Origin of the sequence: Ochrobactrum sp. SSR, from assembly GCF_030067775.1 — a bacterium.
Classification (GTDB): Bacteria; Pseudomonadota; Alphaproteobacteria; order Rhizobiales; family Rhizobiaceae; genus Brucella; species Brucella teleogrylli.
Genome location: NZ_CP125969.1, coordinates 149,787 through 174,527, shown reverse-complemented (window position 1 = coordinate 174,527; position 24,741 = coordinate 149,787). Strand labels below are relative to the sequence as shown.

The following is a 24,741-nucleotide window of genomic DNA, read 5'->3' as shown; positions in this document are numbered from 1 at the left end:
ATATTCTATAATTACCCTTGAATGAAATTTCCTTGCGCGCGGAGTCATGCATGCCGATCAAGGCCGATCTGGACGAAATCGATTGGAAAATCCTGCGGGAGCTGCAGAACAACGGGCGCATCACCAATGTCGAGCTGGCCGAACGGGTCGGCATTTCGGCACCTCCCTGCCTTCGCCGGGTCCGTAAACTCGAGGAAAGCGGCGTCATTCGGGGCTATCGCGCCATTCTCAACGGCAATGCGCTGGGTCAGGATCTGGTCGCATTCTGTTCGGTCGGTCTGCACCGTCAGGCTGATGCCGATCTGAAGGCTTTTGCGGAGAAAACCAAGCAGTGGCCGCTGGTACGCCGCGCATGGATGGTTTCGGGCGAGTCCGACTTCCTGCTTCATTGCGTTGCACGTGATCTGAACACGTTCCAGACCTTCGTGATCGAGGAACTAACCGCAGCACCAAATGTGGACTCCGTCCGCACCGCGCTGACCATTCGTCCGGTCAAGGACGAACCGCTGATGATTCTCTGAATCACCGTGGCCTTTAGTATCTGAATCAAAAATCGGCAGGCCGTGGCGAAAATGGTGATTTTCGAGTACCGGAGTGCAGCGTACATTTGGGTACGTGAGCACCGGAAGCGCAGAAATCACCATTTGCAGACCGGCATGGCGACTTTTGGATCAGACACGCCCGGCGAATACGCTCTCATAGACACAGCTGATCGCAGCGGCTTCCTTTTCGAGCGGGAAATTGGCGCGCACATGCGCAAGAGCGGTTTCGCCGTCACGCTCGGCCATGGCCGGGTCTGCGAGATAAGGCTCAATGGCCTTGCGCAAGGCATCGCCATCTCCGGCGGGCACGAAACGGCCGGTTCCGTCCACGATCATTTCGGCATAGGCGCCAGCGTCACTTGCCACCACAGCGGTCTTTGACGCCATGGCTTCCAGCGGCGTCAGGCCGAAACCCTCATTGCGCGACGGCGCAACATAAAGCGTCAGGCGGCGATACCAGACCCGAATATCGGGGACTTCACCCAGAATGAGGATCCGATCCTGCAAACCGGCGGCGGCAATCTTCGTCTTGAGGTCATCCTCGAAAGATTGATGCTCAGCGGTCGTTCGCCCGGTGACGATCGCCGTCCATTCGGGATATTTCGGTAAAAGCGCAATCATCGCATCGACAAAGAGATCAGTGCCCTTGGAATGCCGCACGCGCCCGAAACAACCGACAGCATATTTGCCCGGAAGACCAGAGGCGGCAAACATGTCTTCCTCACCAACGGGGGATGAAAGCGTTCCAGATCGACACCGTGCATGATGACTTCATGCGGCACTTCCAGAAAACTGCCCGAGCGCCCGCTGGTGGCGATGACCGCATTCATGCGGCGGATGAGCCATTTGGTGAAAGGCTTGTGGTTGCGCTGCGCAGCCGAGGTGAACACCAGCCGCAGCTTCATGCGCAAGACATCGCGCATGAAAATACCGGCAAGCATTTCGATATTACGCCGCGCATGCCAGATCCGGAAGCGGCGGTTTTTCGGTACTGACCAGAAGGACAAAAGCGCGCCCCAGCCCAAATGCGGCAGGCTTTCCGGCAAACCCGGTCCCATTGTGGCAATGTTCAGCCCCTTCGCACGTTGCAAAGGAATGAGCTGCACAATCGTCGAGGTCACGCCGGAAAGGCGCTGCTTGAAGTTGGGAGCTACAACCTCGACACTCTCAACCGGAACCGGATTTGAATGGGGCACGGTGATCAGATGAACTTCAGTGTCACGATCTCGTAGGAACGCGAGCCGCCCGGTGCATTGACCTCGATCGTATCGCCTTCGGTCTTGCCAATCATGGCGCGCGCGATTGGCGACGAAATCGAAATGCGGCCTTCCTTCACGTCAGCTTCCTGGTCGCCAACGATCTGGTAGATTTTCTCATCTTCGGTGTCTTCGTCGATCAGCGTGACCGTCGCGCCGAATTTGATTCGGTCGCCGCTCAGCTTGGTAACGTCGATCACTTCGGCACGCGCAACGACATCTTCCAGTTCGTTGATGCGGCCTTCGTTGAGGCTCTGGGCTTCCTTGGCCGCGTGATATTCGGCGTTTTCCGACAGATCGCCATGGGCACGCGCTTCGGCGATAGCCTCGATGATCCGAGGACGCTCGTTTTGCTGACGCCAGCGGAGCTCTTCCTTGAGCTTTTCGAAACCGCGAGGGGTCATAGGGAACTTTTCCATACCCAGTCCTTTCCTTCGCCCGGCGCCCGTCTCTTCCCAAGAACTGAACGCGCCGGCAGTTTGGTTGCCCGCCGCACCCTGCCTGCACAACCGCGCTGCAAGGTGCCCTTCCGGGAGCTGCAACACCCCCCGATACACAAAAAGAAAACGGTCACCGAAACACCCGTTTCGGAACCGTTCAAACGACTAATTCGCCGAACTATAGCATTTCTGGCGATCTTTTCACGCGGAAAAAATCGAACCCTGTCAAATCTCCAGACAAGAAGCCAGCTTAAGGCCGCATCTGCAGCATTGTCGCAGAATACAGACGCCGCTTGCCGCGAGGCCCGGCTAATGCCTATAGGACAAACAATTTCCGGCGATCCTATGGGGCCGGACCTTCTTCTTCGCAATCCGAGGCCATGATGACGCGCACGCAAGCCAATATTGTCCTGCTTCTGGCTGGCGTGATCTGGGGCATGGGCTTCGTCGCCCAATCGACCGCCATGGCCAGCATCGGCCCGTTCCTGTTCATCGGCGTTCGCTCCGGCATTGCAGCCCTCACCGTGCTGCCCTGGGCACTTGCCGAAGGCCGTCGCTCGTCCGCCCGTCTGAAACCTTCCGACTATCGTTCCTTCATGCTGGTGGGTGCCGTGCTTTTCACCGGCCTGCTGCTGCAACAGATTGGCCTCATCACCACCTCGGTCACCAATGCCGGTTTTCTGACTGGCCTTTATGTCGTGATGGTGCCGGTTCTGGGGGTATTACTGTTCCGCACATGGCCGCACCCGGTTGTCTGGCCCTGCGCCGTCATCTGTCTGGCGGGGATTTTCCTGCTGTCGGGCGGTGAACTGACCGCGCTCAAGACCGGCGACTGGCTGGTCATCTGCGGAGCAATTTTCTGGGCCATGCAAGTGCTGCTGATTGGTCGCGCCAACCGCGCCGGACGCCCGATCATGCTGAGCTGCGTTCAGTTTGCCACCGCAGCCATTATCGGTCTGGCTGGCGCATCGCTGCTCGAAGGCTTCAACTGGAACGCCATCGCCCTGACATGGAAGGAAATCCTGTTCACCGGCGTGATGTCGTCCGGCATTGCCTTCACCCTGCAAGCCATCGGCCAGCGTTATACGACCTCGGCGCAGGCTGCGATCTTCCTGTCTTCGGAAGCGCTGTTTGCGGCGTTGTTCGGCGCGATCTTCCTCGGCGACCGGCTGACCTTCATCGGCTTCATCGGCTGCGGCATGCTCTTTGCGGCCATGCTGGCCGTCGAACTTGTCCCGATGTTCTGGAACCGCAAGGCGGAACCGGTCCCGGCAGCGGAACCGGCAGAATAACCATCAAGCCTTGAAAATCAGCGCCGCGCCGCCTGCGATGAAGGCAAAGCCCAGCAGGTGGTGCCAGGTGAAGGCTTCCTTCAGATAGAACACCGAGAACAGGCTGAAGATCACCAGCGTGATGACTTCCTGTATCGTCTTGAGCTGGGCCGCCGAATAAACTTCGTGCCCGATACGGTTGGCTGGAACCGCGAGGCAATATTCGATCAGCGCGATACCCCAGCTGATGAAAATCACCGTGACCAGCGGCGTGTTGGTGAATTTCAGATGCCCGTACCAGGCAAAGGTCATGAAAATATTCGAGCCGACCAGAAGCAGGATCGGCAGGATGCTTGGCGAAATCAGTGCTGACATGGGTGAAACTTTTGGGACCGGGAGAATGGTCTGATGCGCGGTTTGGCCCTGAACCACGGCGGTAAGCGATAGAACATTTCCGACAAAAGTGGGAAGCGATTTTACATGGCGCAGTGCAAAAAACAGCCGTGCCGTCAGTCAAAAGATAGAGAGCATCACAAGCTCGCCCTTTCGTTGCCCTGATTGCGCCACAGCGCTTAACAGAGGCACTGACTCTTCCTTTACGCTTCTCTCATAGGATACAGGAAACACCGCCCCACAAGCAGAAGGCAAGGACATGAGTTTTGCGTTGTCCGCCACAACAGATCACGATCATGCGCGTTCGCGATTGCGCCGTCTTGGTCCGGCGGCGTCCGTGCTCCTGCTGATACTGGCCGCTGGCTGTTCCGGCGACCGCCCGCCGCGCCCGCAAGCCGATGTGGGAAACTCGGATATCATGGTGCCAAGCACCGACGTGGCCGGCGCTCCGATGCCATCCGCTCCCTTGGCCGATGCACCGATGCAAGCCGCGCCGGTAATGAGTTCGCCGATACCCGAGCCTCCCATGACGCATACGCCGCAGCAAGACCGTGTTGTGGGGCTGGCCGAGGAAGAAGAAACCCACACCGCGCAGCCAGCACCGCAAAGCGAGCCGCAATATGCAGGCGATTATGGCTTTGCGACGCCGGTTCAGAACCCGGTTACGGCGGCTGAAAACATCTACACCATGTCGAATTCCGAAGCGGCGTGCCGCACACGCCTTAAAAAACTCGGCGTCGTCTTCAAGGAAAAGCCGCCGATCTATCGCAGCGCATCCTGCAATATCGGCAATCCGATTGAGGTGTCGGGCTTCAACAGCGGCTCCATCGCCTTCAAACCGGCGGCAACGCTGAACTGTCAGGTGACGGAAGCCTTTGCGCGCTGGATCAAGGGCGATCTGCAACCGGCGGCGCGCCTGCGCTATCTGTCCGGCATCAACACGATCTATAATGCGGGCGGCTATTCCTGCCGCACGATGAATCATCGTCGCGGCGCGAAAATGTCGGAACATTCACGCGGCAACGCCATCGACGTGACGCGGATCAAGCTGAACAATGGCAAGGATATTTCGGTGCGCAGACCCGGTTTCTTCGCTTTCCGCGAAAAAGGCCTGCTCAACAGCGTTCGTTCCGACGCCTGCGATTATTTCACCACGGTGCTTGGGCCGGGCTATAATCCTGAACATGCAGATCACTTTCACTTCGACCTGATGCAGCGTCGAAGCGGCTATCGCGCCTGCAAATAAAGCCCGGTCGAAACCGGGCTTTTCTGCGATGTAGATGGAGAGCGGCTATTCTTCCGGGACCGGAGACGGCTTGCCGTCCTTGTCCAGCGCCACCATTACGAATTCGCCATGCGTCACCAGTTCCATGCGCTGCTGGGATGCGCGCTGCGCCCAGGCTTCGACACGCAAGGTGATCGAAGTGCGCCCCACCTTGGTGATTTCCGTATAGACGCACAAAACGTCGCCGATCTTTACCGGCTTGGCAAAGGACATCTCGCGCACGGCTGCGGTGACGACGCGGCCACGGGCGCGTTCTTCCGCACGAATGCCGGAGGCCGAGTCCATCTGCGACATCACCCAGCCGCCAAAAATATCGAATGCCGAATTGGCGTCCTTCGGCATGGCCGGAACGCGCAAGGTCAGTTCGCCTTTGGGCTTATCTGCAACGCTCATCAATCAATCCTTTAAACACAAATGATTCTGCCGGAGTATGGGACAAACCAATCCTGAAAAACATGCGGCATCGCAACCTGCATTTATCGGGCGCGACTTCCTGACAACCTTCTGTCAGGAGCCACCTGCCAGGATCCGGCAACAGGGCGGATTTTGCCGCCGTGCTCTTTTCATTTGCATGTCGAAATTCCATATTAGCGACATGGCTTCCTCCAAAGACAAATACACACAGGATTCGCACGATACGGCTGACGGCTTCAGCGAAATGCCGCAGGCCGAGCTTTCTGGCGCGCCGTTGACCGGCTCCATCGCCGACTGGGCGAAGGAAATCGGCGACGAAGCGGCAAAGCCTGCTGCCAAAGCATCGAAATCCGCCAAGACGCCGAAGAAAATTCCCGAACGCAGCAAGGAAGCGACGCGCAGCGGTCGTGGCACCTCGATGGGCGGCGCAGCTTCCGCCAAGGAGCGCGCAGCCGCAGGGCTCAATCCTGTGGCCGGGCTTGATATCAGTCTTGAAGATGCCGCCGGGCTCAATGCGTCGGGTGCCACTGCCACCGTGCAGGCGCTGTCCGATCTGATCGAATCTGGCAATCCGCTGTTCAAAAACGGCCAGCTCTGGACACCGCACCGCCCTGCCCGCCCGGAAAAATCCGAAGGCGGCATTTCCATCGAGATGGAGACGCCATTCGAACCGTCCGGCGACCAGCCGACGGCGATTCGTGATCTGGTCGAAGGGCTGACCAATGACGACCGCACACAGGTGCTGCTCGGCGTCACCGGCTCCGGCAAAACCTTCACCATGGCCAAGGTTATTCAGGAGACCCAGCGCCCGGCGCTGATCCTCGCGCCCAACAAGACGCTGGCGGCCCAGCTTTACGGCGAGTTCAAGAGCTTCTTCCCGAACAATGCGGTCGAGTATTTCGTATCCTATTACGATTATTATCAGCCGGAAGCCTATGTGCCGCGCTCAGACACCTATATCGAGAAGGAATCCTCGATCAACGAGCAGATCGACCGTATGCGCCACTCGGCCACGCGCGCGCTGCTTGAGCGCGACGACGTGATCATCGTCGCTTCGGTCTCGTGCATCTATGGTATCGGTTCGGTCGAAACCTATACGGCCATGACCTTCGAAATGAAGATCGGCGACCGGCTCGACCAGCGGCAATTGCTCGCCGATCTCGTGGCGCAGCAATATAAGCGGCAGGACATCAATTTCGTGCGCGGCTCGTTCCGCGTGCGTGGCGACACGATCGAACTTTTCCCGGCCCACTTGGAAGACCGGGCCTGGCGCATTTCGCTGTTCGGCGACGAGATTGAAACCATCACCGAATTCGACCCGCTCACCGGCCAGAAGACCGGCGATCTGAAATCGGTCAAGATCTACGCAAATTCGCACTATGTCACGCCGCGACCGACGCTCAATCAGGCCATCAAGTCGATCAAGGACGAGCTGAAGCATCGCCTTGTCGAATTGAACAATGCCGGGCGTCTGCTGGAAGCGCAGCGTCTGGAACAGCGCACGACTTTCGATCTAGAAATGCTGGAAGCCACCGGCTCCTGCGCGGGCATCGAAAACTATTCGCGCTATCTGACAGGTCGCAATCCCGGCGAACCGCCGCCGACCCTGTTTGAATATATCCCGGACAACGCGCTGGTTTTCATCGATGAAAGCCATGTCACCGTCCCGCAGATCGGCGGCATGTATCGCGGCGACTTCCGCCGTAAGGCGACGCTGGCCGAATATGGCTTCCGCCTGCCGTCCTGCATGGATAACCGCCCGCTCCGCTTCGAGGAATGGGACGCGATGCGTCCGCAGACTATTGCCGTTTCGGCAACGCCGGGCAGCTGGGAAATGGAAGAAGCGGGTGGCGTTTTTGCTGAACAGGTGATTCGCCCGACCGGCCTGATCGACCCCCCCGTGGAAATCCGTCCTGCCAAGACGCAGGTGGACGACGTGCTTGGCGAAATCCGCGACACGGCAAAGAAGGGCTACCGCACGCTGGTCACGGTGCTGACCAAGCGCATGGCGGAAGACCTGACCGAATATCTGCACGAACAGGGCGTGCGCGTGCGCTACATGCACTCCGATATCGACACGCTGGAGCGTATCGAGATCATCCGCGATCTGCGGCTTGGCGCATTCGACGTGCTGGTCGGCATCAACCTGCTGCGCGAAGGTCTCGACATTCCCGAATGCGGCTTCGTTGCCATTCTCGACGCCGACAAGGAAGGTTTTCTGCGGTCTGAAACCTCACTGGTCCAGACCATCGGTCGCGCCGCGCGTAATGTCGACGGCAAGGTTATCCTTTACGCCGACAACATTACCGGCTCGATGCAGCGTGCCATGGATGAAACCAGCCGTCGCCGTGAGAAGCAGATTGCCTATAATGAAGAACACGGCATAACACCGGCCTCGGTGAAGAAGAACATTTCGGATATTCTGAACTCGGTCTACGAACGCGACCATGTCCGCGCCGATATTTCGGGCTTTGCCGAAGAAGGCGGCATGATGGGCAACAATCTGCAAGCCCATCTGGAATATCTGGAAAAGCAGATGCGCGATGCCGCTGCCGATCTGGATTTCGAAAAGGCCGCGCGTCTGCGCGACGAAATCAAGCGCCTGCGCGAGACGGAACTCGCCATTGCCGACGATCCGATGGCGCGGGAGGTGGAACTGGAAAGCCCGGTCACCGGGCGCACAAAGGGCCGCCACAATGCCGGGCGCAAGGTGCATAGAACGGTTGATGACACCAGCGGCAAGTCTCTGTTCCAGAAGCCGTCGCTCGACAATATGGGACCGGGCACGGACATGGCGAAGCCACGCCATGATGGCCCGTTGCCCGCAGCGCCGGACACGAAATTCCGCAAGAACTCGCTGGATGAAATGACGGTGAAGCGGACGGAAGTGCCCGCCGGTGGAGAGGCTCCGGTTCGCCGCGAACGTGCCGGTATCGGCTCTTACGAAGACCCGGCGGAAGTCGCCCGCAAGAAGCGGCGGCCCGGCAAGACCGGTCGTCCGGGAAGATAAAAATGCGGCTCCACCCGGAGCCGCATTTATTTTGCCATCAATATTCCTGCGCGGTCGGACGATACAGGATTTCGTTGACGTCAACATTATCCGGCTGGCTCATCGCGAAAGCCACCATGGACGCGAAAGACTCCGCCGGAATAGCCACATTGTTATAAAGCGCCTTCACGCGCTCGGCCTGCTGCGGGTCTGTGACGCTGTTGGGAAGCTCCGTCGCCACTGCGCCCGGCGATATCACCGTCGTGCGGATGTTGTACGGCTTCACTTCCTGACGCAATCCTTCCGAAATGACCCGCACCGCATGTTTGGTGGCCGAATAGACGGCCCCGCCCGGTCCCACCTTATGCCCCGCCACCGACGAGACATTGATAATGTGACCGCTCTTCTGGTCGCGCATATGCGGCAAGGCGGCGGCGATGCCATAAAGCACGCCCTTGATATTGACGTCGATCATGCGATCCCAGTCATCCACCTTGCCCATTTCGAGCATCGAATGCGGCATCAGCCCGGCATTGTTGATCAGCACATCGACACGACCATGCAGCTTCACTGCCTGATCGACCAGATGCTGAACCTGAAGGCGGTCGGTCACGTCCGTTCGCAGAACCGCGCCTTCGGCCAGTTTCAGTTCACCGGCCAGCGCCTTTAGCCGATCGAGACGGCGCGCGCCGAGCACAAGCTTGGCCCCGCCTTCGGCCAGCCGCCGCGCAGCCGCTTCACCGAGACCGCTGCTTGCGCCAGTGATGATGACGACCTTGTCCTGAATTCCCTGCATGGTCCTGTCTCCTGTTGAACGGGGCTACCGGTCGACACGCTGTTGCAAATGCGCCGGATAGCGGTCGCCCTGCACAGTGATGTCGGCAAGCGCGGCTTCTATGCGGTTCAGATCCTCGGCACTCAGTTCGACGGTGGTGGCACCGATGTTTTCTTCCAGACGATGCAGCTTCGTCGTACCGGGAATGGGCACGATCCATGGCTTCTGCGCCAGCAACCACGCAATCGCGATCTGGGCACGGGTAACACCCTTGGCTTCTGCGATCTGGCCAAGCATATCGACCAGCGCCTGATTGGCATCACGGGCTTCGGTCGAAAAGCGCGGCACGACATTGCGGAAATCATTGGCCGCAAAGCTCGTCTTGCTGTCGATGGTTCCGGCCAGAAAGCCTCTGCCCAGCGGGCTGAACGGAACAAAGCCGATGCCCAGCTCTTCCAGAACCGGCAGGATTTGCTGTTCCGGCTCACGCCACCACAGCGAATATTCGCTTTGCAACGCCGTGACCGGCTGCACGGCATGGGCGCGCCGGATGGTTTGCGGACCAGCTTCCGAAAGGCCGAAGTGCTTGACCTTCCCTTCCTGGATCAGATCGCGCACCGTTCCGGCCACGTCCTCGATCGGTGTCGCCGGGTCAACGCGATGCTGATAGAAAAGGTCGATCACATCCGTCTTCAGCCGTTTCAGCGATGCTTCAGCAACCGCCCGAATATGTTCGGGACGGCTATTCACCCCATTCTGACCACCCTTGTCGTCGAATTCGAAACCGAACTTGGTGGCGATCACCACCCGGTCGCGAATCGGCGCCAGCGCTTCGCCCAGAACTTCCTCATTCACATAGGGTCCATAGACTTCCGCTGTATCGAAGAACGTGATGCCCTTGTCGAATGCAGCTCTCAGCAGCCCGACCGCCTGTGCCTTTTCCATGGCCGGACCATAGGCGAAACTAAGGCCCATGCAGCCGAGACCGATGGCTGAAACCTCAAGGCCGCTACGGCCCAATATTCTCTTCTTCATGGTCAATATCCTTATGCGTGATAATCTTCGTCGCTGACATGTTCCAGCCAGTCCACCACCTTGCCGTCGAGCGCTTCCGCTATAGCAATATGGGTCATGGCCGTGGTGGCCGTCGCGCCGTGCCAATGCCGTTCGCCCGGCTCGAACCAGACGATATCGCCGGGGCGGATTTCCTCGACAGGGCCGCCCTCGCGCTGCGCCCAGCCAAGCCCTGCGGTCACGATCACCGTCTGGCCCAGCGGATGCGTGTGCCACGCCGTGCGTGCGCCCGGCTCGAATGACACGGTAGCGCCGCCAACACGCGCCGGTGCCGTCGTGCTGAACGGCATGTCGAGCCGAACCGTACCGGTGAAATAATCGGCGGAACCCTTGGTCGAAGGCTGAGACCCGATGCGCTTGATCTGCATGATGTGTTTCCTTTCTTTCCCCGCCTGAAATCGCGGCAAACTTAAAAACTTCTGCTGCCGATGATTAGACACTATAATCGGCATGAACTCATGAAGTGGATTCATCAATGCGGCGCGACAATATTCACTATCTGCTGGCTTTTCTGGCCATTGCCCGCGAGGGCAGTTTCACCCGCGCGGCGGCAAAACTTGGTGTTTCCCAATCAGCGCTCAGCCACACAATGCGCGGGCTTGAGGAACGGCTCGGCCTGCGTCTTCTCACCCGCACCACGCGCAGCGTCTCCCCGACCGAGGCTGGCGAAAGGCTGTTGCACACCATCGGGCCCCGTTTCGAAGAGATCGAAACCGAACTCGACGCCCTGAGCGAATTGCGCGACAAGCCTGCCGGAACCATTCGCATCACCACTCCCGAACATGCGGCGCAGTCCATCCTGTGGCCCGCTCTGGAACGACTTCTGCCGGACTATCCCGATATCCACGTCGAAGTGGCCGTCGATTCCGGGCTGCGCGACATCGTAGCCGATCGTTATGACGCCGGTATTCGCCTTGGCGAGCAGATCGCACAGGACATGATCGCCGTGCCCATCGGCCCTGACGTGCGCATGGCCGTGGTCGGCGCGCCGTCCTATTTCAAACGTCATCCGGTGCCCCGCACCCCACAGGAACTGACCGCGCATCGTTGCATCAATCTGCGGCTGCTCACCTATGGCGGGCTTTATGCCTGGGAATTCGAGAAGAACGGGCGAGAGCTGAAGGTGCGCGTCGAAGGCCAGCTCATTCTCAATTCCCCGACCATGATCGTCGAAGCTGCGAAAGCCGGTTTCGGCCTCGCCAGCTTGCCGGAATACTATATGCGGGACGGTTTTGCCGATGGCACGCTGGTGCGCGTGCTGGAAGACTGGTGCCCGCCCTTTCCGGGCTTTCATCTCTATTACCCCAGCCGGAGACAATCTTCCCCGGCCTTCGCGCTTCTGGTCGACGCCTTGCGATATAGAGAGGCGGAGCCGCGTGAACGCTGATCCGCCTCGCCGTTCACCTAGCAGCGACCGCCACCCGTGACGCGGAAACCGGCGCGTTCCGCTTCGCAGCGATTGGAGAAGCTGCGCCGTTCACTGCCGCGTCGCGCACAAACGGGTGCAAATTCCCGCGTACATGCGCCCATGCCCGGTCGGACGCCGTGCTGCGGCGGACGAGCCGGACCGACGCCGGGGCCATTCCAGCCGGAACCCGGGCGACTGCTGCACTGACCATTCGACACCACGCGGAACCCTTCCGCCCGTGCTGAACACGCATTGCCGAATGTCCGCCGGACACCCCTGCTCTCGCCGCAAACCGGCGAATAGATCATCGGGCAGGCCTGCACATGGCCCGGATTACCGGGCCGGACCGGCGGCGGCCTGTGATCGGGACCACCTTCCGCAACACAACCGCTCAACAACAGAACACCGGCAATCAAGCCGGTCCACGACAAACCCCTCGACATGTTTCCTCCTCTCCAGAAACGTCTATCCGTCTTTTGTCCCCATCTAGAATGGAGCAGATGTTCCGAAGGGCAAGATTTAAATGGGAAGATTGGACGCCACGTATCGACAAGTCGCCAAGTTGCGTTACTCTGCAGTCAAGCTTTCGGCCCGAACAATCCGGGTCACAGCATGGGGCAAAAGCGAACAGAAAGACGACATGCGGCGTTTCGGAACTTTTCTGGCGGCATCGTTTCTGATCGTCCCGCTTTCACTCATTCCCGCCGAGGCAGAACCGGCACCGGCAAGCTTTAGCGAACCCAATCCGCGCATATCGGCGCCACCATTACCGCCGGAAAAGAAAGCGCCCACCGTCAATCGAATCTGCCAGTTGATCGAGACCAGCGCATCCACGCATGGCATACCAAAAGATTTCTTCGCCCGCCTGATCTGGAAGGAAAGCCGGTTCGACCATCAGGCCGTCAGCCCGGTCGGCGCGCAAGGCATTGCACAATTCATGCCCTATACGGCAAAGGAGCGCGGTCTGGCCGACCCGTTCGACATCGAGCAGGCAATTCCGGCCTCGGCCAGTTTCCTGTTCGACCTCAAAAAAGCCTTCGGCAATTGGGGTCTCGCCGCTGCGGCCTATAATGCCGGGCCGGGGCGTGTTTCCAGCTGGATGCGCTCGGGCGGTTTCCTGCCGCTCGAAACCGAGGACTATGTGCTGGATATTACCGGCGCGCCCGCCGACGACTTCGCTTCCGGCAGGGAGGTGCAGAACCGGCCTCTTGATTCGGGGCGTTCCTTTACGGAAGCCTGCCGCCGCCTGCCGATCATCCGCTCGGCGACGATACCCATGTCGCGCGTCAAGCCGAAGCCATGGGGAATACAGGTTGCGGGGAATTTCCGCCGCGGTGCGGCTGTCAATCAATGGAGCCGCCTGCGCAAGCAATTCGCCTCTGTACTGAGCGGCCATAGCCCGGTCATCAGCCGCATTCGCACCCCGATGGGGCGGCGCGGCATCTATGCGGTGCGGATCGGCGCCAACAGCCGGGCGGAAGCCGATGGTATTTGTAGCAAGTTGCGCGCAGCCGGCGGCGCATGCATTGTTTCGCGCAATCGCTAGGGCATCGATGAAAGTGACCATTTTTGCGCCCGCAAAGATGGGGCACTTTATTAAACGCACCAATTAATCCGGCTATTTAAACACGCGCCTTCTCTATAAGATCTCTTATATATCAAGGATAGGCTGTTCTATTTCGGTATACCGCTTCAGAAATTCTAGAAATAATCGGAAAAATAAACCCGCGTTCCGGTTCAAAGATAACAAATCATCGGGGGCTCAAAGAATTTGCTTGCCAAAATTCGCGTCATAGATCAGTCTCCACTCGTTCGGGCATTTAGCGAACAAATGGAAGACTGGAAGAACGGCGCGCCGGGGCCGCTATAAGTTCCGGGTCTGGGAATACCCAGACAATGATCGGTTCCTTCCCAATGTCGAGAACTGCCTGCATGACCCTCTGTCGGGTGTGTGGTGCGCTCGGCAGAAGACGTAATTCCATCGTTTTTGAAAGAAATGGTGGCGCCAAGGAAAAGGAACGGATCCAATGGCACAGACCGGACTGGTCAAATTCTTCAACAATGAAAAGGGCTTTGGTTTTATCAAGCCTGATGATGGTGGCGCGGATATCTTCGTGCACATCTCTGCTGTACAGGCTTCGGGCCTGACGGGCCTCGCAGACAATCAGAAGGTTTCCTACGAAACCGAACCGGATCGTCGCGGCAAGGGCCCGAAGGCCGTTAACATCACCGTTACCGGTTGATTGTTCTCAATACCAATTATGACCCCGGTTCACGCCGGGGTTTTTTATTGCCCAAGTTTCTCCAATGGAGTGTCGGCGGTCCGTAAGAGCGCATCCGGCAATTAACGAGCCAGGGCCCCCTCATAACCCGCCCGCGAATTGTTACAGACGCTGCGCGTATTTTACCGACAATTGAGAGCTCGGCGCCCTATTTCACCATTGTTCAGCCTCCATTCATGTCGAAAGAGTTAACCCATTATCCATGATTGGTGCTCCGTCTTTCGAGCGGTCTGCACCAGAGGAATTGCAGTCGAGCTTCTGAAGGAGCGAACAATGAACCGATTTGCGAAGACAACCATTCTGACCGTTGCATCTTTGGCAGCGATTGCTGCTCCTCTTGCTTCCGCTTCGGCAGATTCCTGGGGCCGCCGTCATCACCATGGCAGCGGCGATGCAGTTGCCGCCGGTGTGATCGGACTTGCAGCCGGTGCGCTGATCGGCAGCGCGCTGAGCCAGCCGCAGCCGACCTATGTGCAGCCGGAACCGATCTATGATGCGCCGCCTCCGCCACCTGCGTATTACCCAGCGCCACGTGCTTACTATCCGGCACCTCCACCGCGCCGCGTGACTTACTATCGTCCGCGGAATCTGGAGCCATGGACCGAGGGTTGGCAGGACTACTGCATGGAAACTTACCGCTCGTTCAATCCACGCAGCGGCACCTATCGCGGTTATGATGGTCGCGACCATTTCTGCACCGCCAACTAAAGCATACCTCCCGAAAGTGGGAACCGGTTTCGGGAGAAAGACATGCGTAAAAACAAAAGCTTAAAGCGTGCCTCGTGAATATGATTGAACGCGATACGCTTTAAGTGCAAAATCGATAAGGAAAAAGCCGCCCAATGGGCGGCTTTTTTGTAACCTTTACGCAATTCCGATCAGAAACGGGTTGTTGCGGCGTTCTTCGCCGAACCGGCCGCCGGGACCATGTCCGCAAATAAAGCCGATATCGTCGCCCAGCGGCAGAAGCTTCTCCCGGATCGACCGGATCAGCGCAGTATGGTCGCCGCCCGGCAGGTCGGTGCGTCCCACCGAACCGTTGAACAGCACATCGCCGACAATCGCAAAGCGGGCTTCCGGGCTGTAAAAGACGACGTGGCCTGGCGAATGACCGGGGCAATGAAATACGTCGAAGGCATGTCCGGCGACGGTGACCTTGTCGCCCTCTTCCAGCCAGCGGTCCGGCGTGACGTTGCGCACACCGTCGACAATTCCGTATTTCAGGCCGGTCGCCACCAGATTATCGAGCAGAAACTGATCGTCCACATGCGGGCCGATAATCTCCACGCCGAGCTTTTCCTTCAGATCGGCCGCAGCGCCCGCATGATCGATATGGCCATGGGTGATCCAGATGGCCCCGATCTCGATGTCCTGCGACTGGACCGCTTCCTCGATCTTCGGCAGATCACCACCCGGATCAATGACGACACCCTTCTTGGTGTCGCCGTCGAAAAGAATGGTGCAGTTTTGCTGAAACGGGGTAACGGGGACGATAATCGCCTGTAGCTGGCCCATGGTGGATACTCCATCGCATCTGTGGATCGGCGAAGATCGCATCAACCGCCGCCTGTGTTGCTCCACACATAATGGCCCCGGCCCGATACGGAAAGAGCTTAAAATCCCGCACCGCCCCAACAATCGTCGCGATCGCTGTGGATATTTTAACTCGCAATTAGAGCGCGTTTCGATCTGATTGGATCAGATCGGCGCTCTAAATGTTTGCTTTAACGCGCATCTTTTCTGATCGAAGCAGGATCAGAAATCAGTCCAGTGAACTGATTTCCCTGCGGAGGCGTTTCACACTTTTCGGGATGCGCTCTAAAAAACGGACGGCGCATGGCCGTCCGTTCTATCCCTCTCAAACAGTTCGTCTTGCCGGTGGCTCTGAAAACTGTGCCGTCTACCCGGAGCGCTTGCCGGAAATTGGCGCGCGCTCCAAGTTGTTTATTTCAAGTGCATCCTTGCGCGACCCGATGTTTCCACCCGGTCAAATGCATTCCTCAGGCCTTGGCAGCCATTGCGTTTTTGATGAGCCCCACAACTGCAGTCAGAACGATACCGCCGATACCGCCGCCAGCGAGCTGGCCGACAACACCATTGAGAACCGAATCCAGACCACCGCCGGAGAGCATCGGAAGAAGCTGGCCGAGAATGACCCCGCCAATACCGCCAGCCACGGTGTTACCCGTTGTCCCAAGGCTGATGTTCTTGGCAGCGCCAGCAATATTGCCACCGACAGCGCCGGCAACCAGCTGGAGAATGATAGGCAATAGAGATTCCATAGTCGTCACCCCATCTCTGTTAGAGCGCTTTCCGACAAGCATGAACCGTTCGGAATATTTGCGCGCCTGATCAAAAATCAGAGCGTCGATTTGAGGTCATCAGATCTGAGGCCGCTCCAATACCGGAACAACGCGATTCCGGCACAAAGATGTTGAGCCGAAACTTTCCAATGTCAAACAGTAAGCAGTAAAGATACTAAAAAGCGGCCCGAAAGCCGCTCTTTTTCTGTTTAAAACCCAGTCACTCGGCCGCCTGGCGCTTTGGCTGCACTTCAGCTGTATAAGCATCCATCAAAACGGCAGTGATTTTACCAGGGGTGAACCGGTATTGGGCGATTTCCGAAACCGGCGTAACTTCGGCAGCCGTGCCGCACAGGAAGCATTCAGTGAAATCGGCCATTTCTTCGGGCATGATTGCGCGCTCGATGACTTCGATACCACGACGCTTTGCCAGATCGATAATAGTGCGACGGGTGATGCCGTCGAGGAAGCAATCCGGCTTTGGCGTATGCAGCGCACCGTCTTTGACGAAGAACACATTGGCGCCAGTCGCTTCCGCCACTTGGCCCCGCCAGTCGAACATTAGCGCATCGGCATAGCCCTTGGCTTCGGCTGCGTGTTTGGAGATCGTGCAGATCATGTAGAGGCCGGATGCCTTGGACTTCGACGGCGCGGTGCGCGGATCCGGGCGGCAATATTCAGCGATGTCGAGGCGAATGCCCTTCATCTTTTCTTCCGGCGAGAAATAGCTCGGCCATTCCCAGCAGGCGATTGCCACGTGAATGCGGTTGTTCTGGGCCGAAACGCCGAGCGAATCCGAACCGCGCCATGCAAACGGGCGCACATAGGCATCGACATAGCCCATCTTCTTGATCATCGCCCGGCAGGCATCGTTGATTTCTTCAACGCTGTAAGGCAGCGCAAAACCGAGAAGCCGTGCCGATTCATGCAGACGCTCGGTATGTTCGTTCAGCTTGAAGATTTCGCCGCCATAGGCGCGCTCACCCTCAAAAACCGTGCTTGCATAATGCAGGCCATGGGTGAGGACATGAATTTTCGCATCTTTCCAGTCGACGAATTCACCGTCCAGCCAGATATATCCGTCCCTTTGATCGAATGGAATCGCAGCCATTTTCTTGCTCCTAAATATTACACTTGCGGCGCTGTCTCAGGGCAGATTCTGCTCGGGCAAACGTCTCCGCATTCCCATTTTGTCGGTTAAATCGATATTACCGGCAAAACAGGCGCCTTTTTTCCCGCGAATACTGGCCTTTTGGTGCGAAATGCTTAGAGGTTGAGCAAAGATTTTGCACAAAACCTTATCGGAGCACGCATGGACAAAAAATAATCCTCCCGACCAGCGGGATGATGCGGTTGCAGATTTCCTTTCACGGCCTTGACGGCAGTGATCGGAAACCCGGTCGCGTAATTATCTCTCCTCCAGCATGCGCCAGCGTAAACATTGTTCCAAAAAGCCAGCTCACGCTTACCGAAAATTATCTGGGCGGTTGAATTATGTCAATAATGCTGACATATTTATCGCAGCAGTACGGAGCCTCAATGTGAATTCGACGAACGACATGAATTATATAAGCAATCCGTTGACAGCCGAGGAGGCGGCCGATCTCAACGTCATCGAACTTTTGTTCTTTTCCTATCGCGACTTCACCGCCGATCCAGATCTCATTCTCGAAAAGATCAGCTTTGGCCGCGCCCATCACCGGGTGCTTTACTTCATCAATCGCAAGCCGGGCATGACGGTGGCCGAACTTCTGGAAGTTCTGCGCATCACCAAGCAGAGCCTGTCGCGTGTTCTCAAGCAGCTGATCGATACCGGCCATGTGGTTCAGGCAACCGGTCTCCACGACCGTCGCCACCGCAAGCTCTACCCCACGAAAAGCGGACGCCAGCTGACGCTCGCCCTCGCCTTGCCGCAGTCGCATCGCATTGCCCGCGCCCTTGAGGGATGCGCCCCGCAGGATCGCGCCATCATCGAGCGCTTCCTGTATAATATGGTCAATCCGGAACGCCGCGCTCAGATCGACAGCTTTTCCAGCTCAGAACCGTCTTGATAGGAATAGCCTTCGGGCTACCAAGTGTTACGACAGGTAGCAGTAAGTGCTTGTGTAAAAACATATACACAAACACAGCGAATGGACGTGCCACATTCCAGTCGATAATATGCGCGTCCGACGGCCCTGTGTCGTCAGCGAACAGAAACTGAATGGGATCGAAAGACGCCATGACCGTAGAAGAACAAAAATCACTCTCGGATGACGCCCCGCATCTGCTCGTTGTCGATGACGACACGCGAATTCGCAGCCTGCTTTCGCAGTATCTGACCAATAGCGGCTTCCGCGTCACCATTGCCGCAAGCGCTGCCGAAGCGCGCCGCAAGCTGGAAGGTATCGATTTCGACCTTCTGATTCTCGACGTAATGATGCCCGGCGAGACCGGCGTTTCTCTGACCCGCTCGCTGCGCGAACAAAAGAACGTGCCGATCCTAATGCTGACTGCGCTGTCGGAAACCGACAACCGCATTGACGGCCTTTCGGCGGGCGCAGACGATTATCTGCCAAAACCGTTCGATCCGCGCGAGCTGACGCTGCGCATCAACAATATTCTGCGCCGCGGCGCACCGCCTGCCCAGCCCAAGATCGAACAGATCGTGTTCGGGCCTTACACATTCTTCATTCCGCGCCGCGAATTGAAGAAGGGCGCCGAAACCATCAAGCTCACGGATCGTGAGCAGGACATCATGGCGATCTTCGCGGAACGCGCGGGAGAAACCATTCCACGTCATGAATTGACCGGACAGGACGGCGATGTCGGCGAGCGTACAATCGATGTTCAGATCAACCGTCTCCGCCGCAAGATCGAGCAGGACCCGGCTAACCCGGTCTGGCTCCAGACTGTGCGTGGCATCGGCTACAAGCTCAGCATCGAATAGTTGTGATTTGACGCAACCGGCCGCTGTTTGGGACATTCTGAGACGATGACGCTTTGGAAAAACCTCTCGCGCTGGCTGGCGCGCCGGATGCCGAAAGGTCTCTATGCGCGGTCGCTCATCATCATCATCGCCCCGATGGTCCTGCTGCAGTCCGTGATCGCCTATGTGTTCATGGAACGCCACTGGCAGATGGTGACCGAGCGGCTTTCCACGGCTGTCGTGCGCGATATTTCGGCGATCATCGACATTCTGGAAACCTATCCGCAGGAACCGGGCTACGACAATCTGATCCGCCTCGCGCAGCAGCGTCTGGCGCTCAATATCTCGATCCTGCCGCCCGATCCCCTGCCCGCACCAGGACCGAAGCCGTTCTTCGCCATTCTGGATTACTTCCTCAGTGAAGAGATCACCCGTCAGATCAACCGGCCCTTCTGGGTCGATACGGTGGGCGATTCCGACCTGATCGAAATCCGCATCAAGCTCGATGACAAGGTGCTACGCGTTTTTGCCCGCCGCAGTCAGGCTTATGCGTCCAATACCGGCATTTTCCTGACCTGGATGGTGGGCACCGCGCTAGTACTTCTCATCATCGCCATTGCCTTCCTTCGCAACCAGATCAAGCCGATCCAGCAACTGGCAGACGCTGCCGAAAGTTTCGGCAAGGGCCGCTCCATGCCGGAAGGTTTCAAGCCGCACGGCGCGGAAGAAGTGCGCAAGGCTGGTATCGCCTTCATTCAGATGCGTTCCCGCATCGAGCGCCAGATCGAACAGCGCACAGCGATGCTGTCCGGCGTCAGCCACGATCTGCGCACCATTCTCACCCGCTTCAAACTGCAATTGGCGTTGACGGGGCACTCGATCGATGTCGAGCCGCTCAATCAGGATATCGCCGACATGCAGACCATGCTGGAGGGCTATCTGGCCTTTGCGCGCGGCGAAGGCGCGGAAGAAACCGCAAGCTACGATGTGAAGCGCCTGTGCGAGAAGCTTGAAAACGAAGCACGCCTGCGTGAGCGCGGGTTCAAATATTCCATCGACGGCGACAGTGAAATCCACGTTCGCCCTAATGCTTTCTCACGGCTCGTCAGCAATCTGGTGTCCAACGCCTTTCGCCATGCGCAAAATGTCGAGCTTTCGATTTCGCATGAGGATGGTTGGCTGAAGGTCGTGGTGGACGATGACGGACCGGGCATTCCGGAAGACCGGCGCGAAGATGTGTTCAAGCCCTTCGTGCGGCTTGATGAAGCGCGAACGCAGGATTCGGGCGGCACAGGCGGCCTTGGCCTTGCCATCGCGCTCGACATTGCGCGTAGCCATGGCGGCGACATTACGCTGGCCGACGCCCCCACCGGCGGCCTGCGCGCCATCATCCACATTCCGGCGTAACGAGAGACACCGCCCCTCACCCTGAGCTTGTCGAAGGGTCCCTCATCCTAAGGAGCCGTTGAAAACGGCGTCTCGAAGGGCGAGGGAAAACGCACTAAAAACCCTCGTCCTTCGAGACGGTTCCTTCGCAAGCTCAGGAACCTCCTCAGGATGAGGGGGGACGTGATTATTCGGAAAAGCGTAGTTTGCTAAAACAGCTTGCCGCCGTTCGGCACTTTCTTGTCGATGGCCGCGAGGACGACTTCACCGGCTTCATCGGGCAGGCCCAGCGTCAAAACTTCCGACATGAAGGGTCCGATCTGACGCGGTGGAAAATTCACCACGGCTAGCACCTGACGACCGATCAGCTCTTCCGCCTGATAATGTTTGGTAATCTGTGCGGAAGACTTCTTCACGCCGATCTTATCGCCGAAATCGATCTTCAGCTTATAGGCGGGCTTGCGCGCTTCCGGAAAGGGCACCGCCTCCACAATCGTACCCGTCCGGATATCGACCTTTTCGAAATCAGCCCAGGTGATGGTCGCGTCTTCGCTCATATCCGTCCGCTTTCGTCTGCCGTGCAAAGCCCGACGCTTTTCCCGCCGGGCTATCGTTTGATTCTGATCAGGCGCGTCCGACTGTTTCGAACACAACGCTTTCCAGCGACTCGCGCGCGCTGACACCCGACCAGACCACGAACTGGAAGGCCTGGAAATAGGTCTCGCAAGCTTCAAGCGCTGCGGCCAGCAGCACTTCCACCTGACGGCTGGTCGGTTCTGCACCACCGGCCAGCAACAGCGACTGGCGGTACATGATGGCACCTTCCTGCTGCCAGAGATCGAAATGCCCCATGAGGAGCTTTTCGTTGATCAGCGAAAGCAGGCGCATCACCTCGTTCACACGCGGTTCCGCCACCTTGATGTCGAAGGCGCAAGCCAGATGCAGCGCCTCGAAATCTTCCATCCAGGAAAATGAGATGTGATAGTCAGTCCAGTTGCCCGCAACCGAAATTGCGATTTCATCGTCGCCAGTCCGCTCGAATGTCCAGTCGTTTGAATGCGCAACCTGCTCGATCACATCCACCGGATGCGCCTCGCGTGCGAATTCAAGCTCAAGAAGGCTCATGTCCGTTTCCTGTTCTGTGAGACACCCTCAAGCTGGATATCTCAAATTCCCGGCGTGCAAGAATTGCTCGCCCGCACCCGCCGCCGCGCAAGAACAAGCGCAGAAAAACAGGCACGAATTGATCGGTCGAGGAACCGGCATGCCAAACAGCATGCAAGCGCCTCAATGGCACACGCACATACGCAACTGATACTGGAAAGCAGCCTGAAAGACGCGAAAACTAGAACTACAGCCCCTCGCCGCCGCCTACATGACCACACTTCGAATCATGTAGTGTTTTCAGTCTATTGATGCTGAATCTGAACGCCAGTCCCTTTTCAGAAAAGAGACATGAAAGCATGTGGAAACATGAAAGGGACTGGCCGCGAGCATTGCCTTAAGCGACTCTAAGACAAGGGTTTTTACCGCCCGCGGCCTGTTAATAAATAATCAGGAATTATTTTTGGATTTTGCCGTCGAAGATGCCGATTTTGCCGATTTGGCATCAGAATCAACTTCAAATTTGGCAAGTCGTGCTTCAAGTGCTTCGATTCTTGCCAGCAATGCACTGTTTTCGGCGCGCGCCTTGATGGCCATTTCGCGCACGGCTTCGAAGTCTTCGCGCTGCACGACGTCGAGCGTGTTGAGTACACGTTCCCCTTGCGAGCGCAAGGCCGTTTCCACTTCACGGCGCACGCCTTGCGCAGCGCCTGCCGCATCCGTCACAAGCTTGGCGAGTTCGTCGAGAACCCGGTTTTGTCCGCTGGTCATGGCAATCGTTCCTTATTTGCAGGAGAGACCTGTTGAAAACATAAAATTGAAATAGGGCCGTCTCAGTTCCGATGCAAGCGCAGCTATAGAAAGTGATCGTGTTGTAAGGCGTTTGCAGGACAGCTTGACCGTTGCCGGTTCGTCCAGCATGTTCCGTCACAAAATGGAGTGATTTCATGTTAGCGACGTTGCTGCCCGCTTCGGCCCTTGCCTTTCCGAACATTGACCCGGTGATCTTTTCCATCGGACCGCTGGCCGTGCACTGGTACGGGCTTGGCTATGTCGTCGGCATCATGTTCGCGTGGTGGTATGGCAAGAAGCTTCTGCGCAGCCATCGCCTCTGGGCGCACAATCAGCCGCCCATGGCGCCAGAGGCGCTGGATGATTTCGTCATCTGGGCAGCACTCGGCGTCGTGCTGGGCGGTCGCATCGGCTATGTGCTGTTCTATAATTTCTCCTATTATCTCTCCAACCCGCTTGCCATTCCCGCTGTCTGGGATGGCGGCATGTCGTTCCATGGCGGCATTCTCGGCACCACCATCGCCATGATCCTGTTTGCCCGCTCACGCGGCATCAAGGTGTGGAGCATGTTCGATGTAGTCGCCGCCGGTGTGCCTGTCGGCCTCGGCGTGGTGCGTATCGCCAATTTCATCAATTCCGAACTCTGGGGCCGCGTCAGCGATGCGCCATGGGCTGTCTATTTCCCGAATGGCGGACCGCTGCCGCGCCATCCAAGCCAGCTTTATGAAGCGTTCCTCGAAGGGTTCGTGCTGTTTTTCGTTCTGCTCCTGCTGGTCTGGGTCGGTCGCAAGCTCAAGAAGCCGGGCTTTATTGCGGGCGCTTTCGTGACCGGCTATGGCCTCAGCCGCATTGCCGTCGAGTTCTTCCGCGAGCCGGACGCACAGCTCGGCTATCTGGTTGGCGGTTGGCTGACCATGGGTATGGTGCTTTCGGTGCCGATGGTGCTGATCGGCCTGTGGGCGATGTGGCGCGCCAACCGCGCAGCAGCCAAAGATGCCTGAAACTTCGCTCAAAGACCGGCTGAAACGGCTGATCGCCACGACGGGACCGATCAGCGTTGCCGACTATATGGCCGCATGTCTCGGTGACCGGGAATCCGGCTATTACACGACCCGCGAACCGTTCGGTCGCGAGGGTGATTTCATCACCGCGCCAGAAGTGAGCCAGATGTTCGGCGAGTTGACCGGCATCTGGTGTGTCGCGCAATGGGATGCGCTTGGCCGCCCTGCCAACACCGTGCTGTGCGAAATCGGACCCGGACGCGGGACGCTGATGAGCGACATGTTGCGCAGCATTGGCAAGCTTGCCCCGCAAATGCTGGCGAGCCTGCAGGTTGCGATGGTCGAGACCAGTCCGCGCCTTGTCGAAAAGCAGAAGCAGAAGCTCGCCGATACGGGCGTCTCCGTCACCTGGTTCGAACGTTTTGCCGACATCCCCACCGGCCCACTGGTCCTCGTTTCGAACGAGTTGTTCGACGCGATCCCGTTCCGGCAATTCGTCAAGTCGAACGGGCGTTTTGTGGAACGGCTGATTTCGCTTGATGAAAATGATGAATTTCATTTTGTCAGCGGCGTGGGCGGGATCGACCCGGCGCTTCTACCAAAAGACCATGCGCAGGCCCCTGACGGCACAATCTTCGAAGCTGCTCCCGCACGAACCGCTCTGTTGCAGGAAATCGCGCAGCGTATCGCTAAGACGCGCGGCGCGGCGCTCAACATCGATTACGGCCATCTTCAATCCGGCTTTGGCGACACGCTGCAAGCCATGCTCAAACACGGCTATGACGATGTTTTTGCTCACCCGGGGGACGCCGACCTGACCAGTCATGTCGATTTCGATATTCTGGAGCAGACAGCACGCGCCTCGCGTTGCAAGACCGGCACCATGACCCAAGGCGAATTCCTGCTGGCCATGGGCCTGCTCGACCGCGCAGGTCGTCTGGGTAGCGGGCGCGACACTGCTTTTCAGGAAAAGATCCGGCAGGATGTGGAACGCCTGGCAGCACCTGAACAGATGGGCACCTTGTTCAAGGTGCTGGCGTTCAGCGATCGCGACACCCGGCTCATACCGTTCGAACAAAGCTAGCGCCAATTGCCCTTCAAAAAGCTGCAATTGACAA

Annotated in this window: 26 protein-coding genes and 1 pseudogene; 13 read left to right on the top strand and 14 right to left on the bottom strand. The window is 57.9% G+C overall.

What is annotated here, in order from left to right; translation table 11 throughout:
• The first annotated feature begins 50 nt into the window (after window positions 1-50).
• Window positions 51-521: an Lrp/AsnC family transcriptional regulator gene (locus tag QLQ11_RS00815; RefSeq protein ID WP_095447076.1), complete on the top strand. Its 471-nt coding sequence runs from the start codon at window positions 51-53 to the stop codon at window positions 519-521.
• 150 nt (window positions 522-671) lie between these two features.
• Here QLQ11_RS00815 and QLQ11_RS00810 read toward each other — a convergent pair.
• Both QLQ11_RS00810 and greA read right to left on the bottom strand, forming a co-directional pair.
• A pseudogene (locus QLQ11_RS00810) lies at window positions 672-1,738 on the bottom strand (glycosyltransferase family 4 protein).
• Between the two features lie 5 nt (window positions 1,739-1,743).
• The gene (greA, locus tag QLQ11_RS00805) at window positions 1,744-2,217 is read right to left on the bottom strand and encodes a transcription elongation factor GreA (protein WP_109369473.1); all 474 of its coding nucleotides are present in this window, start codon (window positions 2,215-2,217) and stop codon (window positions 1,744-1,746) included.
• Between the two features lie 404 nt (window positions 2,218-2,621).
• Between greA and QLQ11_RS00800 the strand changes: the two genes are divergently transcribed.
• Window positions 2,622-3,530: a DMT family transporter gene (locus QLQ11_RS00800; protein ID WP_121536630.1), complete on the top strand. Its 909-nt coding sequence runs from the start codon at window positions 2,622-2,624 to the stop codon at window positions 3,528-3,530.
• A gap of 3 nt (window positions 3,531-3,533) precedes the next feature.
• Here the strand turns inward: QLQ11_RS00800 and QLQ11_RS00795 are convergent, their stop codons facing one another.
• On the bottom strand, window positions 3,534-3,884 hold the full coding sequence (locus tag QLQ11_RS00795) for a DMT family protein (RefSeq protein ID WP_121536632.1): 351 nt from the start codon (window positions 3,882-3,884) through the stop codon (window positions 3,534-3,536).
• Window positions 3,885-4,161: 277 nt separating this feature from the next.
• Here QLQ11_RS00795 and QLQ11_RS00790 point away from each other — a divergent pair, with 277 nt between their 5' ends.
• Complete coding sequence (locus tag QLQ11_RS00790; protein WP_121536480.1) at window positions 4,162-5,148, top strand: extensin family protein; 987 nt, start codon at window positions 4,162-4,164, stop codon at window positions 5,146-5,148.
• Window positions 5,149-5,193: 45 nt separating this feature from the next.
• Here QLQ11_RS00790 and QLQ11_RS00785 read toward each other — a convergent pair whose 3' ends face one another.
• Window positions 5,194-5,580, bottom strand: a complete 387-nt coding sequence (locus QLQ11_RS00785; protein ID WP_109369476.1) for an acyl-CoA thioesterase — start codon at window positions 5,578-5,580, stop codon at window positions 5,194-5,196.
• Window positions 5,581-5,782: 202 nt separating this feature from the next.
• Between QLQ11_RS00785 and uvrB the strand changes: the two genes are divergently transcribed.
• Window positions 5,783-8,611 (top strand): excinuclease ABC subunit UvrB, encoded by a 2,829-nt coding sequence (gene uvrB / locus QLQ11_RS00780; RefSeq protein ID WP_121536634.1) that lies wholly within the window; start codon window positions 5,783-5,785, stop codon window positions 8,609-8,611.
• Between the two features lie 37 nt (window positions 8,612-8,648).
• On the opposite strand, the gene QLQ11_RS00775 is transcribed toward uvrB, so the two are convergent.
• The 3 genes from QLQ11_RS00775 to QLQ11_RS00765 are packed head-to-tail and all read right to left on the bottom strand — an operon-like array spanning window position 8,649 to window position 10,807.
• Window positions 8,649-9,386, bottom strand: coding sequence for an SDR family oxidoreductase (locus tag QLQ11_RS00775; protein ID WP_121536482.1), 738 nt, complete (start codon window positions 9,384-9,386; stop codon window positions 8,649-8,651).
• Window positions 9,387-9,410: 24 nt separating this feature from the next.
• Window positions 9,411-10,400 carry an aldo/keto reductase gene (locus QLQ11_RS00770; RefSeq protein ID WP_121536484.1) on the bottom strand — a complete coding sequence of 330 codons (990 nt, stop codon included), beginning with the start codon at window positions 10,398-10,400 and terminating at the stop codon, window positions 9,411-9,413.
• A gap of 11 nt (window positions 10,401-10,411) precedes the next feature.
• Entirely contained in the window at window positions 10,412-10,807 is a 396-nt protein-coding gene (locus QLQ11_RS00765) for a cupin domain-containing protein (RefSeq protein ID WP_109369479.1), read from the bottom strand.
• 107 nt (window positions 10,808-10,914) lie between these two features.
• On the opposite strand from QLQ11_RS00765, the gene QLQ11_RS00760 reads away from it, so the two are divergent.
• On the top strand, window positions 10,915-11,826 hold the full coding sequence (locus QLQ11_RS00760; RefSeq protein ID WP_121536486.1) for a LysR family transcriptional regulator: 912 nt from the start codon (window positions 10,915-10,917) through the stop codon (window positions 11,824-11,826).
• A 17-nt stretch (window positions 11,827-11,843) separates the two neighbouring features.
• Here QLQ11_RS00760 and QLQ11_RS00755 read toward each other — a convergent pair whose 3' ends face one another.
• On the bottom strand, window positions 11,844-12,290 hold the full coding sequence (locus tag QLQ11_RS00755) for a Kazal-type serine protease inhibitor (RefSeq protein WP_121536488.1): 447 nt from the start codon (window positions 12,288-12,290) through the stop codon (window positions 11,844-11,846).
• 197 nt (window positions 12,291-12,487) lie between these two features.
• Here QLQ11_RS00755 and QLQ11_RS00750 point away from each other — a divergent pair, with 197 nt between their 5' ends.
• The 3 genes from QLQ11_RS00750 to QLQ11_RS00740 all read left to right on the top strand — a co-directional run bounded on the left by QLQ11_RS00750 (window position 12,488) and on the right by QLQ11_RS00740 (window position 14,837).
• Window positions 12,488-13,393, top strand: a complete 906-nt coding sequence (locus QLQ11_RS00750; RefSeq protein WP_235858887.1) for a lytic transglycosylase domain-containing protein — start codon at window positions 12,488-12,490, stop codon at window positions 13,391-13,393.
• Between the two features lie 481 nt (window positions 13,394-13,874).
• Window positions 13,875-14,090, top strand: coding sequence for a cold-shock protein (locus QLQ11_RS00745; RefSeq protein WP_109369482.1), 216 nt, complete (start codon window positions 13,875-13,877; stop codon window positions 14,088-14,090).
• A gap of 312 nt (window positions 14,091-14,402) precedes the next feature.
• Window positions 14,403-14,837, top strand: coding sequence for a BA14K family protein (locus tag QLQ11_RS00740; RefSeq protein ID WP_109369483.1), 435 nt, complete (start codon window positions 14,403-14,405; stop codon window positions 14,835-14,837).
• 156 nt (window positions 14,838-14,993) lie between these two features.
• Here the strand turns inward: QLQ11_RS00740 and QLQ11_RS00735 are convergent, their stop codons facing one another.
• The 3 genes from QLQ11_RS00735 to QLQ11_RS00725 form a co-directional block, all read right to left on the bottom strand.
• A complete protein-coding gene (locus QLQ11_RS00735) occupies window positions 14,994-15,644 on the bottom strand; it encodes an MBL fold metallo-hydrolase (protein ID WP_121536490.1) in 651 nt (216 codons plus the stop codon).
• Window positions 15,645-16,129: 485 nt separating this feature from the next.
• Window positions 16,130-16,411 carry a hypothetical protein gene (locus QLQ11_RS00730; protein WP_109369485.1) on the bottom strand — a complete coding sequence of 94 codons (282 nt, stop codon included), beginning with the start codon at window positions 16,409-16,411 and terminating at the stop codon, window positions 16,130-16,132.
• A gap of 241 nt (window positions 16,412-16,652) precedes the next feature.
• Window positions 16,653-17,543, bottom strand: coding sequence for a branched-chain amino acid aminotransferase (locus QLQ11_RS00725; protein ID WP_121536492.1), 891 nt, complete (start codon window positions 17,541-17,543; stop codon window positions 16,653-16,655).
• A 430-nt stretch (window positions 17,544-17,973) separates the two neighbouring features.
• Here QLQ11_RS00725 and QLQ11_RS00720 point away from each other — a divergent pair, with 430 nt between their 5' ends.
• The 3 genes from QLQ11_RS00720 (at window position 17,974) to QLQ11_RS00710 (ending at window position 20,747) form a co-directional block, all read left to right on the top strand.
• Window positions 17,974-18,483 carry a MarR family winged helix-turn-helix transcriptional regulator gene (locus tag QLQ11_RS00720; RefSeq protein WP_121536636.1) on the top strand — a complete coding sequence of 170 codons (510 nt, stop codon included), beginning with the start codon at window positions 17,974-17,976 and terminating at the stop codon, window positions 18,481-18,483.
• 170 nt (window positions 18,484-18,653) lie between these two features.
• Window positions 18,654-19,361 carry a response regulator gene (locus QLQ11_RS00715; protein ID WP_121536494.1) on the top strand — a complete coding sequence of 236 codons (708 nt, stop codon included), beginning with the start codon at window positions 18,654-18,656 and terminating at the stop codon, window positions 19,359-19,361.
• Between the two features lie 45 nt (window positions 19,362-19,406).
• Window positions 19,407-20,747 (top strand): ATP-binding protein, encoded by a 1,341-nt coding sequence (locus QLQ11_RS00710; protein ID WP_109369488.1) that lies wholly within the window; start codon window positions 19,407-19,409, stop codon window positions 20,745-20,747.
• A 188-nt stretch (window positions 20,748-20,935) separates the two neighbouring features.
• Here the strand turns inward: QLQ11_RS00710 and QLQ11_RS00705 are convergent, their stop codons facing one another.
• From QLQ11_RS00705 to QLQ11_RS00695, 3 genes are all read right to left on the bottom strand, one after another.
• On the bottom strand, window positions 20,936-21,283 hold the full coding sequence (locus QLQ11_RS00705) for a tRNA-binding protein (protein WP_121536496.1): 348 nt from the start codon (window positions 21,281-21,283) through the stop codon (window positions 20,936-20,938).
• Between the two features lie 67 nt (window positions 21,284-21,350).
• Window positions 21,351-21,851 carry a YbjN domain-containing protein gene (locus tag QLQ11_RS00700; RefSeq protein ID WP_078338736.1) on the bottom strand — a complete coding sequence of 167 codons (501 nt, stop codon included), beginning with the start codon at window positions 21,849-21,851 and terminating at the stop codon, window positions 21,351-21,353.
• 429 nt (window positions 21,852-22,280) lie between these two features.
• Window positions 22,281-22,601, bottom strand: a complete 321-nt coding sequence (locus QLQ11_RS00695; protein WP_109369489.1) for an accessory factor UbiK family protein — start codon at window positions 22,599-22,601, stop codon at window positions 22,281-22,283.
• A gap of 176 nt (window positions 22,602-22,777) precedes the next feature.
• Here QLQ11_RS00695 and lgt point away from each other — a divergent pair, with 176 nt between their 5' ends.
• Window positions 22,778-23,623, top strand: a complete 846-nt coding sequence (gene lgt / locus QLQ11_RS00690; RefSeq protein WP_171318530.1) for a prolipoprotein diacylglyceryl transferase — start codon at window positions 22,778-22,780, stop codon at window positions 23,621-23,623.
• On the top strand, window positions 23,616-24,707 hold the full coding sequence (locus tag QLQ11_RS00685) for a class I SAM-dependent methyltransferase (protein ID WP_283735927.1): 1,092 nt from the start codon (window positions 23,616-23,618) through the stop codon (window positions 24,705-24,707). Before lgt ends, QLQ11_RS00685 begins: the two co-directional genes overlap by 8 nt.
• The last annotated feature ends 34 nt before the right edge of the window (window positions 24,708-24,741 follow it).

Coding starts and splice junctions, on each gene's coding strand:
- QLQ11_RS00815 (WP_095447076.1), top strand. CDS start 51: ATGCCGATCAAGGCCGATCTGGACGAAATCGATTGGAAAATCCTGCGG.
- greA (WP_109369473.1), bottom strand. CDS start 2,217: ATGGAAAAGTTCCCTATGACCCCTCGCGGTTTCGAAAAGCTCAAGGAA.
- QLQ11_RS00800 (WP_121536630.1), top strand. CDS start 2,622: ATGACGCGCACGCAAGCCAATATTGTCCTGCTTCTGGCTGGCGTGATC.
- QLQ11_RS00795 (WP_121536632.1), bottom strand. CDS start 3,884: ATGTCAGCACTGATTTCGCCAAGCATCCTGCCGATCCTGCTTCTGGTC.
- QLQ11_RS00790 (WP_121536480.1), top strand. CDS start 4,162: ATGAGTTTTGCGTTGTCCGCCACAACAGATCACGATCATGCGCGTTCG.
- QLQ11_RS00785 (WP_109369476.1), bottom strand. CDS start 5,580: ATGAGCGTTGCAGATAAGCCCAAAGGCGAACTGACCTTGCGCGTTCCG.
- uvrB (WP_121536634.1), top strand. CDS start 5,783: ATGGCTTCCTCCAAAGACAAATACACACAGGATTCGCACGATACGGCT.
- QLQ11_RS00775 (WP_121536482.1), bottom strand. CDS start 9,386: ATGCAGGGAATTCAGGACAAGGTCGTCATCATCACTGGCGCAAGCAGC.
- QLQ11_RS00770 (WP_121536484.1), bottom strand. CDS start 10,400: ATGAAGAAGAGAATATTGGGCCGTAGCGGCCTTGAGGTTTCAGCCATC.
- QLQ11_RS00765 (WP_109369479.1), bottom strand. CDS start 10,807: ATGCAGATCAAGCGCATCGGGTCTCAGCCTTCGACCAAGGGTTCCGCC.
- QLQ11_RS00760 (WP_121536486.1), top strand. CDS start 10,915: ATGCGGCGCGACAATATTCACTATCTGCTGGCTTTTCTGGCCATTGCC.
- QLQ11_RS00755 (WP_121536488.1), bottom strand. CDS start 12,290: ATGTCGAGGGGTTTGTCGTGGACCGGCTTGATTGCCGGTGTTCTGTTG.
- QLQ11_RS00750 (WP_235858887.1), top strand. CDS start 12,488: ATGCGGCGTTTCGGAACTTTTCTGGCGGCATCGTTTCTGATCGTCCCG.
- QLQ11_RS00745 (WP_109369482.1), top strand. CDS start 13,875: ATGGCACAGACCGGACTGGTCAAATTCTTCAACAATGAAAAGGGCTTT.
- QLQ11_RS00740 (WP_109369483.1), top strand. CDS start 14,403: ATGAACCGATTTGCGAAGACAACCATTCTGACCGTTGCATCTTTGGCA.
- QLQ11_RS00735 (WP_121536490.1), bottom strand. CDS start 15,644: ATGGGCCAGCTACAGGCGATTATCGTCCCCGTTACCCCGTTTCAGCAA.
- QLQ11_RS00730 (WP_109369485.1), bottom strand. CDS start 16,411: ATGGAATCTCTATTGCCTATCATTCTCCAGCTGGTTGCCGGCGCTGTC.
- QLQ11_RS00725 (WP_121536492.1), bottom strand. CDS start 17,543: ATGGCTGCGATTCCATTCGATCAAAGGGACGGATATATCTGGCTGGAC.
- QLQ11_RS00715 (WP_121536494.1), top strand. CDS start 18,654: ATGACCGTAGAAGAACAAAAATCACTCTCGGATGACGCCCCGCATCTG.
- QLQ11_RS00710 (WP_109369488.1), top strand. CDS start 19,407: ATGACGCTTTGGAAAAACCTCTCGCGCTGGCTGGCGCGCCGGATGCCG.
- QLQ11_RS00705 (WP_121536496.1), bottom strand. CDS start 21,283: ATGAGCGAAGACGCGACCATCACCTGGGCTGATTTCGAAAAGGTCGAT.
- QLQ11_RS00700 (WP_078338736.1), bottom strand. CDS start 21,851: ATGAGCCTTCTTGAGCTTGAATTCGCACGCGAGGCGCATCCGGTGGAT.
- QLQ11_RS00695 (WP_109369489.1), bottom strand. CDS start 22,601: ATGACCAGCGGACAAAACCGGGTTCTCGACGAACTCGCCAAGCTTGTG.
- lgt (WP_171318530.1), top strand. CDS start 22,778: ATGTTAGCGACGTTGCTGCCCGCTTCGGCCCTTGCCTTTCCGAACATT.
- QLQ11_RS00685 (WP_283735927.1), top strand. CDS start 23,616: ATGCCTGAAACTTCGCTCAAAGACCGGCTGAAACGGCTGATCGCCACG.